Origin of the sequence: Streptosporangium sp. NPDC049248 (genome assembly GCF_040678965.1) — a bacterium.
Lineage (GTDB): Bacteria > Actinomycetota > Actinomycetes > Streptosporangiales > Streptosporangiaceae > Streptosporangium > Streptosporangium fukuiense.
Genome location: NZ_JBFAQY010000048.1, coordinates 1 through 12,280, shown reverse-complemented (window position 1 = coordinate 12,280; position 12,280 = coordinate 1). Strand labels below are relative to the sequence as shown.

The 12,280-nt window shown below is 69.1% G+C and carries 5 protein-coding genes; 1 reads left to right on the top strand and 4 read right to left on the bottom strand.

All coding sequences use genetic code 11. The features are described from left to right. Positions 1-768: an ABC transporter permease gene (locus AB0K21_RS42590; RefSeq protein ID WP_343967959.1), complete on the top strand. Its 768-nt coding sequence runs from the start codon at positions 1-3 to the stop codon at positions 766-768. A 143-nt stretch (positions 769-911) separates the two neighbouring features. Here AB0K21_RS42590 and AB0K21_RS42585 read toward each other — a convergent pair whose 3' ends face one another. The 4 genes from AB0K21_RS42585 to AB0K21_RS42570 all read right to left on the bottom strand — a co-directional run. Then, positions 912-1,892 (bottom strand): enoyl-CoA hydratase/isomerase family protein, encoded by a 981-nt coding sequence (locus AB0K21_RS42585; RefSeq protein ID WP_343967962.1) that lies wholly within the window; start codon positions 1,890-1,892, stop codon positions 912-914. Between the two features lie 259 nt (positions 1,893-2,151). Then, positions 2,152-6,186 carry a beta-ketoacyl synthase N-terminal-like domain-containing protein gene (locus tag AB0K21_RS42580; protein ID WP_364158569.1) on the bottom strand — a complete coding sequence of 1,345 codons (4,035 nt, stop codon included), beginning with the start codon at positions 6,184-6,186 and terminating at the stop codon, positions 2,152-2,154. 38 nt (positions 6,187-6,224) lie between these two features. Continuing rightward, positions 6,225-11,831: a type I polyketide synthase gene (locus tag AB0K21_RS42575; RefSeq protein WP_364158566.1), complete on the bottom strand. Its 5,607-nt coding sequence runs from the start codon at positions 11,829-11,831 to the stop codon at positions 6,225-6,227. A gap of 38 nt (positions 11,832-11,869) precedes the next feature. Next, positions 11,870-12,280: phosphopantetheine-binding protein (locus AB0K21_RS42570; RefSeq protein ID WP_364158563.1), on the bottom strand; the 411-nt coding region annotated here is incomplete at its 5' end.

Sequence of the window (12,280 nt, the reverse complement as noted above, 5' to 3'; positions counted from 1 at the left end):
GTGTTTCGCGACGCAACGCTGATCTTCCGGAGCGAGCTGCTCCTCGCACGCAGGTCCCTGCTACGGATGGGTCTGGAGATCGCCCAGCCCATAACCTGGCTGTTGCTCTTCGCCCCGCTGATGGTCGGAGTCATGAAGGATTCGCCGGGCTTCCTGACCGGGAACGCCTGGATGGTCATGACACCCGCCATCACGATCTATCTGGTGCTCATGGGCAGCGCGTTCACCGGATACAAACTCCTGAGCGACCTGAGCACCGGGGTGCTCGAGCGCATGCGGGTCACTCCGGCCAGCCGCACGGCGCTCCTGCTGGGCAATGTCATGATGCGCATGTTCCAGACGACGATCCAGAGCATGCTGGTGTTCCTGATGGCCTGGATACTCTTCGATCTTCCCATAACCGTCATCGGCACGCTGTTGACCCTGGCCGTCGGGGCACTGCTCACCCTCACACTCACCTCATGCTCGGTCACAGTGGCGCTGTTGGCCAAGAACGAGCCGATCTTCACCACGATGATCAGCACAGGCCTGCTGCCGCTGACGCTCCTGTCAGGCATTCTGATGCCCATAACACCCGGACTGGCACCTGAGTGGCTCTACATCCTGTCGCGATGCAATCCGCTTACGTGGGTCGCCGATCTCGCAAGGGCGACCTTCACCGGTTACTACGCCTTCCAGCCAGTGGTCATCGGCGGCACCCTACTTGTGGCGATAACCGTGATGTCACTCTGGTGGGGCACTCGAACCTTCAACCGCGAGATCCTCTGACAGCGGGCGCCCGCGTACCGGGGGCGCAGGGCCCCTTTTACCGGCGTCCGAGGCCGCACTGCGATGCGCTCGGTGGCGCCGATCAAAGCGAGACCGGGACGGGGCGCGCTCCCGCCTTCCCCACCGTGGCGAGAAGGTACCGATCATGGCGGCGTCGGTCCGCTCGTAGGAACGTTCATGTCGAGCGCGGTGCCCTCGGTCCAGGGTTCGGGCTGGGTAAGGAACACCGAGTCGCCGTTGGTGCCCTCCTGCATCTGCGACCACCGCCGCATAGCGGCCTGGGTGGTCGGTGATGACATGCTCATCAACGCGGCGATGGCCTCTTGGGTAAGGCTGGCCCGGGCCGAGGTGGAATGGGCGTCGTTGAAGATCCGCTTCTGCAGGGCCACAGCCTTCCGCGGTCGCCTGGCATAGCGTTCCGCCATCCGCTGGACCGTGTCCAGCAGTTCCTCGGCCGGCACCACCCGGTTCACCAAACCCAGTTCCAGAGCCTCCTGCGGTGCGTAGAAACGCGCTTCGAGCATCATCTCCAAAGCTCGGGACGGCCCGACGAGCTGGACGAGTCGCTGCCCGCCCAGGGCGGTGTTCAGCCCCAACGACAGTTCGGGCAGGCCGAAGCAGGCATCACGATCAGCCGACACGCGCATGTCGAAGAAGACCGACATCTCCAGGCCACCGCCACCGCACGGCCCGTTCACCGCGGCGATCCACACCGCCGGGGAGTGCATCAGCCGCAGCGCCATGTCATGGAACCGGGCTACCGTGAGCAGTCCTTTGAGCGAGGAACGGGCGAGCAGACGTTCACCCCCCAAACCTGTCATGGCCCGCACAGTCCGGTACAGGTTCTGCGCGGCCGCGTGGGAGATCTCTGGCGTGCCATCCACCTGCGAGGACATGTGGGAGATGTCGAAGTGCGTGATGAACCGGCCGGGCAGCGCGCCGGTGACGACGACCGCACCGATCGAGACGTCGTGCTCCACCGCCTCGGCGAGCCGGATGAAGTCCCGTTGCATCGGCGAGGTCATGTAGTTGAACGGCGGGGCGTCAACCCGCACCGTCAGTACCCGGCCCGACTGCTCAAGCCGCAACGTGGACAGTTCGAGACCCGCCGCACCACCATCCACCGGCCGGCGATCCGTCTGTTCTTCACTGGGCGGAACCACACTATCCATTGGCCTGACAACCCCTCCTGTGCCACCTGGACACAGTGAACCGCGGAAGCGACTCGCACAATCACTAGTGGCCACCGGTTTCCACACCCCCGAGGGCCGCCGCGCCGCCCCGGTGAACCGGCCTCCGGTGACGGCCGGTCCGGCGCTCCGGGCGACTCACACTTGTGATCGTTTCAGGTCCGGCCGGTCCTCCCTGCCGGTTTCGCGACGGTCAGTGTTCCCGCCGAAACCAGCCGTCGATCAGACGGGCCGTGTCCGCCGCCTTCTCGGCGAGCATCGAAAAGTGGTTCGCCTCGATCGTCCGTACGGCATGCGACGGGTCGAACGGCGTCGCCCGCCAGTAGTCCGATTCAGGTTCGACGTCGGAGAACGGCTCGGCGCACTGCACGAACAGCACGGGCGCGTTCACGTCTGCCAGTTTGATGTCGGCCATAATTGCCGACCAATACCCCATAGCGGACAGTCGCGCGCTGTTGAACTCGCCGAAAACCGTCTCCATCTGCAGGATGTACTGCAGCACCTGCTCGGACAGCATCTGCGAGTCGCCACCTGCGCGGGGATGGAAAGAATCCATCATCACCACCGCCTCCGGGGAGATGCCCGACTTCTCCAGTACACCGGCCGCGCCGTAAGCGAGAACGCCGCCGGCCGAATGACCGACGAGCACGAACGCTTCCCCCTCACTGGCCTGCACGACGCTCTCCGCGATGCTCCCGAGGGCGATGTCGATCGTGGCGGGCAGGCCCTCACCGAGGGCGTAGCCGAGCAGGGGAAGCGCCGAGACATGTCTCTCCCCACGAAAGTGCGCGGCGAACCGAGCGTATTGATGAACTCCACCGGTCACCGTGGCCGAACTCACGCAGATCAGGCGGGGCCGAGCCGCGCCACTGGCCAGTGGCACCGGTCGAGGGATTTCCCGCGGGTCGACGGGTGCGTCGTACATGGGCCGCGTCCGCGCCACGGCGTACAGCAATCCGAACGCCTCCTGCGCCTTCCCGGCGCGGAAAGCGCCGCGGAACAACTCCGCCAGGGTGTCGTCCCCCTGGGCCGCCGAGGTCGCAGTCGCCTGGCCGGTATTCGCCCGGGTGGCGAGCTCATGCCGCAACCAACGGGCGAGACCAGCGGAATTCTTGTTCTCGAACACCGCCATCAGCGGGAATTCCCAGCCGACCGCCTTGACAAGGGAGTTACGCAATTCGGTCGCGGTGAGCGAGTCGAAGCCCAGCTCGAAGAAATCACGTTCGAAATCGACTGCTGAGAGGTCGCCGTGGCCGAGAACGGCAGCCGCATGACGCTGCACCAGTTCCTGTAGCACCTCGTACTGCTGCGCTTCTCCAAGCCCGCGCAACCGCTCCCGCGCCGTGTCGGCCTCGGGTATCGACACGGCCGGGCCCACCGCGGCAGCCGACAGCGAATGATCCGCCGCGACCGATCCCGCCACCGCCACGTCCCCTGTACGGAAACCGGTCGCCTCGGGCCAGAAGCGTCGGTGCTCGAAAGCGTATGTCGGCAGCTCGACCTGGCGCCCGGCCGGCAGCACCGCTCGCCAATCCACCGGCACCCCGCGCACGTGCAGCTCGGCCAGCGCCGTCATCGCCGCGGTCTGCTCATCACGGTCCTTGCGCAGTACCGGCACCAGCACCACGTCCGGCTCCGCCGCGAGGGTGTCTCCCGCCATGGCGGTGAGCACGCCGTCGGGGCCCAGCTCCAGGTAGGCCCGTACGCCCTGATGGTGCAGGGTGCGCACCCCGTCGGCGAACCGGACCGTGCCGCGCACCTGGTCCACCCAGTAGTCCGGCGAGCACAACCGCTCGGCCGGGGCCGCCTCCCCGGTCACCGTCGACACCAGCGGAATCCGTGGCGGGCTGTAGGTGAGCGTCCGGGCCAGGGCGCGAAAGTCCGCCAGCATCGGGTCCATCAGCGGCGAGTGGAACGCGTGCGACACCCGCAACCGCCTGGTCCGCACCCCGCGCCCTTCGAGGACCGCGGCGAGCGCGAGCACCGCCTCCTCGACCCCGGCGATCACCACCGAGGACGAGCCGTTCACCGCCGCGACCGACACCTCACCCTCGCGTCCCGCCAGCAGCTCGGCGACCTCCTTCTCGGCGGCCCGCACCGCGACCATCGCCCCACCCGACGGCAGCGCCTGCATCAACCGCGCCCGTGCCGCCACCAACGCACACGCATCCGAAAGCGACAGCACCCCGGCCACATGCGCCGCGGTGATCTCCCCGATCGAATGCCCCGCCAAAGCAGCCGGCCGAACCCCCCACGAGGACACCAACCGGAACAACGCCGTCTCCACCGCGAACAACGCCGGCTGCGCCCACCCGGTCCGATCCAGCAACCCGGCCCGCTCACTACCCGGCTCGGCGAACAGCACCTCCCGCACCGAACAGCCCACCCACTCGACCGACCCACCGTCCGGCTGCCCGGCCTGTTCCCGCTCCAGCCTCGGATCCAGCTCCGCGATCACCTCGTCCAACGCCTGCGCGAACACCGGGAACCGCCCATACAACTCCTGGCCCATCCCCGCCCGCTGGCTCCCCTGACCGGTGAACAACACCGCGAGCTTCGGCTCCGCCCGTGCCACACCGCGCACCACACCCGCACCCGGCAGGTCCTCGGCAACGGCCCGCAGGCCGGCCAGCACACCATCACGATCGCCGGCCAGCACCACCGCCCGATGCTCGAACGCCGACCGAGTCGTGGCCAGTGAGAAACCCACATCCCCCTGCTTCAGCTCACGGTGCGCACTGACATGCGCCGCCAGCCGTCGCGCCTGCGCACGCAACGCCCCGCCACTTCTGGCGGACACCACCCACGGCACCGAACCCGCCGCCGACGCCGGGTCCTGCACACCTGGCTCGGCCTGCGGCGCCTCCGGTCCCTGTTCGATGATCACGTGCGCGTTGGTGCCACTGATTCCGAACGATGACACCCCCGCCCGGCGCGGACGGCCGGTCTGCGGCCACTCGGCCTGCTCGGTCAGCAGTTCCACCGTGCCGGAGGTCCAATCCACGTGCGACGACGGGGTGTCGATGTGCAGTGTCCTGGGCAGCACTCCGTGCCGCATCGCCATGACCATCTTGATCACACCGGCCACGCCCGCCGCCGCCTGGGTGTGCCCGAGGTTCGACTTGATCGAGCCCAGCAGCAGCGGCCGGTCGGCTTCACGGTTCTGGCCGTAGGTGGCCAGCAGTGCCTGCGCCTCGATCGGGTCACCCAGCCTGGTACCGGTGCCGTGCGCCTCGACCGCGTCCACCTCGGCGGGAGTCAGCCCGGCACCGGCCAGCGCCTGGCGGATCACCCGCCGCTGCGACGGGCCGTTCGGCGCGGTCAGCCCGTTGGACGCACCGTCCTGGTTGATCGCCGAACCGCGCAGCACCGCCAGCACCTGATGGCCGTTGCGGCGGGCGTCCGACAACCGCTCCAGCAGCAGCATGCCCATGCCCTCGGACCAGGTGGTGCCGTCCGCGGTGTCGGAGAACGCCTTGCACCGGCCATCGGGCGCCATTCCGCTCTCCACGCCGAAGCCGAGGAACCTGAGCGGGGTGGCCATCACCGTGACGCCGCCTGCCAGCGCCAGGCCGCACTCGCCCGACCGCAGCGCCTGCGCCGCCAGGTGCACGGCCACCAAGGACGACGAGCACGCGGTGTCGACTGTCATCGTCGGGCCCTCCAGGCCCAGGGTGTAGGACAGGCGACCCGACAGCACGCTGGCCGCCGCACCGGTGAGGAAATAGTTCGTCACGTCTGTCCCGGTTTCCAGGCACAGATTCATGTAGTCCTGGCCGTTGGTGCCCACGAACACCCCGGTGTGGCTACCTCTCAGCGAGACCGGATCGATCCCGGCCCGCTCGACCGCCTCCCACACCCCCTCCAGCAGCAACCGCTGCTGCGGATCCGTCGCCAGCGCCTCACGCGGCGAGATCCCGAAGAACCCCGCATCGAACTCCGCCACATCGGACAGGAACCCGCCCTGACACTCGAAACCCACCGCCGACATCGCCTCCATGTCCCAGCCCCGATCGGCCGGGAACGAAGAGATCGCGTCCTGTCCCTCGGACAGCAGCCGCCACAGATCCTCAGGAGAGCCGACCCCGCCCGGATAGCGGCATGACATCGACACGATGGCGATCGGCTCGTGCCTGCCCGACTCCACCTCTTCGAGCCGCCGACGGGTCTCGTGCAGATCGGCGGTGACCCACTTCAGGTACTCGACGAGCTTCCGGTCTTCGGACATGAGAGTGGCCCTTCACATTGTTCAGACGCGGGCTCGAATCACAGATCTTTCGAGCGGCCCAGTTCGTTGTCGATGAAGCTGAGGATCTCCTCGGTACTCGCCGATTCGAGCATGCCTGCGACAGCGATTTCACTGGTTTCCGTACCGCTCTCGCTCACCTTCACCAGCAGGTGCCGCAGCCGGGTCGCGATGCCGTTCCGGGCGAGACCGTCGAGCGCGTTGCCGGAAAGCGCGGTCTCCAACCGGTCGAGATCGGCCAGCAACGACAACTCCACCACGGTGTTCGCTCCGGGCGCGATCTCCTCCAGAAGGCATTCGGCGAGGCTGGCCGGAGTGGGGTAGTCGAAGATGACGGTCGCCGGCAGCCGCAGCCCGGTGACCGCGTTGAGCCGGTTACGCAGCTCAACGGTGCTCAGGGAGTTGAAGCCCAGCTCACGGAACTCCCGTCCCGGCTGGATCGCGTCCACCGACTCGTGTCCCAGCACCACCGCCGCCTGAGCGCGCACCAACTCCACCATCAGCCGTACCTGCTCGGCCTGCTCCAGCCCCGCCAGCCGCTGCACCAACTCCCCGTCCCCGCCCATGGAGGCGGATGCCGCCGACCGGCGCCCCACACGCACCAGGCCGCGCAGCAAAGGCGGCGCCTCGCCCATCGCCCGCAGCACCGGCAGCTCCAGCCGCGCGGCCACCACCGTCGCCCGATCCACCTCGGTCGCCGCCTCGAACGTCGCGAGCCCCTGCTCGGCCGACAGCGGCGGCATCCCCGGTCGGCTGATCCGCCGCATCTCGATCTCACTCAGCGTGCCGGTCATTCCCGCGTCCTGCGCCCAGGCACCCCAGGCCAGCGACAGCCCGGCCAGTCCTCCGGCCCGGCGCGCCTCCGCCAGCGCGTCCAGGAACACGTTCGCCGCCGCGTAGTTACCCTGCCCGAGCGCTCCCATGACACCCGCGAACGAGGAGAACAGCACGAACGCCGCGAGATCCATGTCCTGGGTGAGCTCGTGCAGGTGCCAGGCCGCGTCCACCTTCGGCCGCAGCACCGCGTCCAGCCCCTCGGGGGTCAGCGACGGGATCGTGCCGTCGGCCAGCACACCGGCGGTGTGGATGACCGCGGTCAGCGGATGGTCGGCATCGATCCCGGCCAGCAGATCCGCGACCTGGTCGCGGTCGGCCATGTCACAGGCGGCGACCGTGACCTCGACCCCGTGTGCGATCAGCTCGGCCTGCAACTCCACCGCGCCCGGGGCGTCCAGACCCCGGCGGCTGGTCAGCAGCAGACGCCGCACACCCCGCTCGGCCACCACATGCCGCGCGAACAGCGCGCCCAGACCACCGGTGCCACCGGTGATCAACACCGTGCCCTCCGGGTTCCAGACCCGACTCGCCTCCCCCTCCGGGTCAGCGCCGGGCGCCACTCGCGCCAGGCGCGGCACCCATACCTCACCATCGCGCACCACGGTTTGCGACTCGCCTGAGGAGAACGCCTTGGCCAGCACCCCTGGCAGTCCTGACAGCGGGGATTCCCGATTCACATCGATCAGCAGGAACCGGCCCGGGTTCTCCGACTGAGCACTACGGACGAGGCCCCACACCGCCGCAGCCGGCAGATCGGTGACCACCTCGCCGCCACCCGCTGTGACCGCGCCCCGGGTGATGAACACCAGACGCGAATCGGCGAACCGGTCATCGGCCAGCCAGCCCTGCAACAGGTCCAGAACGCGAGCGGTCAGCGCGTGCGCCGACTCCACCACCCCGGCCGCCGGATCGGAGACCGCCTCCACCATCACGACGGCCGGAACCGCACCCTCCTCAGCCAGCGACGACAGCTCCGCGTGCACCGGCACCGGAAGGCCGCCCGGCTCCCCGGCCGCCCGCAACGCGGAAGCGACACCCAACGCGTCCACCCCCAGCACAGCCACCGGTATCGACGGCACCTGACCGGCCTCCGGCATACCGCCCACGGACGCCCACTCCACCCCGAACAACGACTCCCGGCCCGCGCCGACACCATCGGAGACCGCCAACTGCTCGGCCGAGACCGGCCGCAACACCACCGAGCGCGCCGACAGCACCGGCTCCCCGGCAGCGTCCACCGCGCTCAGCGACACCGCATCCGGCCCCGTTCCGACCAGCCGCACCCGCAACACCGACGCCCCGGCGGCCCGCAGGCACACCTCACCCCAGGAGAACGGCAACAAACCGCCCTCGGAATCGTCCAGCCCGGCGAAGGTCACCCCGTGCAGCGCCGCGTCCAGCAGCGCGGGATGCACCCCGAACGAACCGGAGTCCGACACCGCCTGCTCCGGCAGCGCGACCTCGGCGAACACCTCGTCATCTCGCCGCCAGGCCGCCCGCAGCCCCTGGAAGACCGGGCCGTAGGCGAAGCCGTCCTCGGCCAGTTCCTCGTACAACCCCTCCAGCTCGATCGCGGTCGCCCCGGCCGGCGGCCACACCGCCGCATCGAACGGCACGACCTCCGGAATCCCGGTGGCGAGCGTACCGGTCGCGTACCGCACCCACGGCACCTCGTCGGCCGCGTCCGCCGAACGGGCATACACATTCACGCTCCGACGGCCCGACTCCTCCGCGGCATCCACCCACACCTGCACCGCGACCGCGTCACCCGCACCCAGCACCAGCGGAGCGTCCAGCGTCAACTCCTCCACCAGGTCGCAACCAACCTGGTCGCCCGCCCGCACCGCCAGCTCCACGAACGCCGAACCCGGCACCACCACCGAGCCCGCCACCACGTGATCGGCCAGCCACGACTGCGCTTTCACCGACAACCGCCCGGTCAGTACCGCCCCGTCGGAGTTGGCCGGCGACATCGCAGCACCCAGCAGCGGATGATCCGTCGCGGCCAGTCCCGCCGCCGCCACGTTCCCTATGCCGGAGCCGGTGCTCTCGAACCAGAACCGCTGGTGCTCGAAGGGGTAGGTGGGCAGGTCGACCCGGCGCCCGCCCGGCAGCACCGCCCGCCAGTCCACCGGCACTCCGTGCACATGCAGCCGGGCCAGCGCCGTCATCACCGCCACATGCTCGTCCCGATCCTTACGCAGTACCGGCACCAGCACCGTGTGCGACTCGTGCGCATGTGCCTCCGGCTCGGTCGCGACGGTGTCCTGGGCCATGGCGGTCAGTACGCCGTCGGGGCCGAGTTCCAGGTACGCCCGCACACCCTGTGCGCGCAGGGTGCGGATGCCGTCGGCGAACCGGACCGCGCCGCGGACCTGCTCGACCCAGTAGCCGGGCGAGCACAGCTGCTCGGCCGTGGCCGCCTGCCCGGTCAGGGTGGACACGATCGGAACCTTCGGCGCACGGTAGGTGAGCCTGCTCGCCAGCGTGCGGAAGTCCTCCAGCATCGGGTCCATCAGCGGCGAGTGGAACGCGTGCGACACCCGCAACCGCTTCGTCCGCACCCCGCGCTCCTCCAACGCGGCGGCGACATCGAGGACCCCCTTTTCCACGCCCGCGATCACCACCGAACCCGGGCCGTTGATCGCGGCGACCGACACCTCGCCCTCGCGCTCGGCGAGCAACGACTCGATCTCCTCCTCGTAGGCCTGCACCGACACCATCGCCCCGCCCGGCGGCAGCGCCTGCATCAACCGCGCCCGGCCCGCCACCAGTGCACACGCGTCACTCAGGGACAACACCTCGGCGACATGGGCCGCGGTGATCTCCCCGATCGAATGCCCGGCCAGCACATCCGGCTTGACACCCCACGAGGACACCAACCGGAACAACGCCACCTCAAGCGCGAACAACGCCGGCTGCGCCCACCCGGTCTGGTCGAGCGCCTCCGCCTCGGCCGTGCCCGGCTCGGCGAACAACACCTCACGCAACGACCCGTCCAGCAGCGGGTCCAGCTCCGCGACCACCTCGTCCAACGCCGCCGCGAACACCGGGAAGCGGTCATACAGCTCCCGGCCCATCCCGGCCCGCTGACTGCCCTGACCGGTGAACAGGAAGGCGAGCTGCGGCTCCGCCCCGGCCACCCCGCACACCACCCCCACACCCGGGCGGTCCTCGACCACGCTCCGCAGCCCGGCCAACACCCCATCACGGCCCTCGGCCAGCACCACCGCCCGATGCTCGAACGCCGACCGCGTCGTGGCCAGCGAGAACGCGGTGTCGGCCAGACCCGGACCAGGCTCATCGTCCAGGAACGACACCAGCCGCTCGGCCTGCGCCCGCAACGCCCGCCCCGTCTTGGCCGACACCAGCACCGGCACCACACCCGGTACCCGGTCCTGCGGAGCCTTTTCTCCTACCGGTGCTTCCGGCCCCTGCTCAAGAATGATGTGTGCGTTGGTGCCGCTGATGCCGAACGACGACACACCCGCCCGGCGCGGACGACCGGTCTCCGGCCACTCCACCGACTCGGTCAGCAACTCCACCGCGCCGGCCGACCAGTCCACGTGCGAGGAGGGAGTATCGACATGTAGCGTCTTGGGCAGCATGCCGTTCCGCATCGCCAGCACCATCTTGATCACACCGGCCACGCCCGCGGCGGCCTGGGTGTGACCGAGATTCGATTTGATCGACCCCAGCAGCAGCGGCCGGTCCTCCGGTCGATCCTTGCCATAGGTCGCCAGCAGCGCCTGCGCCTCGATCGGGTCGCCCAGAACCGTGCCGGTCCCGTGCGCCTCGACCGCGTCCACCTCGGCCGACGACAAACCGGCGCTGACCAGCGCCTGGCGGATCACCCGTTGCTGCGAGGGACCATTCGGCGCGGTCAACCCGTTGGACGCACCGTCCTGGTTGACCGCCGAACCTCGAACCACCGCCAGCACCTGGTGGCCGTTGCGGCGCGCGTCCGACAGCCGCTCCAGCACGAGCACGCCGACACCCTCGCCCCAATTGGTGCCGTCCGCGGTGTCGGAGAACGCCTTGCACCGCCCGTCGGGCGCCATTCCGCCCTGCCCGTTGAACCCGACGAACGCCAACGGCGACGTCATCACCGTGACGCCGCCGGCCAGCGCCAGCGAGCACTCCCCCTGCCGCAGCGCCTGTGCCGCCATGTGCAACGCCACCAGCGAGGACGAGCAGGCGGTGTCCACCGTCACCGCCGGACCCTCCAGCCCCAGCGTGTAGGACAGGCGGCCCGACAACACGCTGGCCGCCAGACCCGTGACACCATAGCCCTGCGTATCCACCTGATTGCTCATGAGCAGGTTCATGTAGTCCTGGCCGTTGGTGCCCACGAACACCCCGGTGTGGCTGCCCTTCAGCGAGACCGGGTCGATCCCCGCCCGCTCGACCGCCTCCCAGGTGGTCTCCAGCAGCAGCCGCTGCTGCGGATCCGTCGCCATCGCCTCACGCGGCGAGATCCCGAAGAACCCCGCATCAAACCCGGCCATATCCGCCAGAAACCCGCCCTGACACACAATACCCATCGCCGACATCGCCTCCACCTCCCAGCCCCGATCGGCCGGGAACGAAGAGATCGCGTCCTGTCCCTCAGACAGCAGCCGCCACAGATCCTCAGGAGAGCCGACCCCACCTGGGAAGCGGCATGACATCGACACGATGGCGATCGGCTCGTGCCTGCCCGACTCCACCTCTTCGAGCCGCCGACGGGTCTCGTGCAGATCGGCGGTGACCCACTTCAGGTACTCGACGAGCTTCCGGTCTTCGGACATGAGAGTGGCCCTTCACATTGTTCAGACGCGGGCTCGAATCACAGATCTTTCGAGCGGCCCAGTTCGTTGTCGATGAAGCTGAGAATTTCCTCGGTACTCGCCGATTCGAGCATGCCTGCGACAGCGATTTCACTAGTTTCCGTACCGCTCTCGCTCACCTTCACCAGCAGGTGCCGCAGCCGGGTCGCGATGCCGTTCCGGGCGAGACCGTCGAGCGCGTAGCCGGAAAGCGCGGTCTCGAACCGGTCGAGATCGGCCAGCAACGACAGCTCCACCACGGTGTTCGCTCCGGGCGCGATCTCCTCCAGAAGGCGCTCGGCGAGGCTGGCCGGGGTGGGGTGGTCGAAGATGACGGTCGCCGGCAGCCGCAGCCCGGTGACCGCGTTGAGCCGGTTACGCAGCTCGACGGCGGTAAGAGAGTCGAAGCCCAACTCGCGGAACTCACGGCC

What these genes read in the sequence shown, in the direction of transcription:
- AB0K21_RS42575 (WP_364158566.1), bottom strand. Translation starts at nt 11,831, where the DNA reads ATGTCCGAAGACCGGAAGCTCGTCGAGTACCTGAAGTGGGTCACCGCC.
- AB0K21_RS42580 (WP_364158569.1), bottom strand. Translation starts at nt 6,186, where the DNA reads ATGTCCGAAGACCGGAAGCTCGTCGAGTACCTGAAGTGGGTCACCGCC.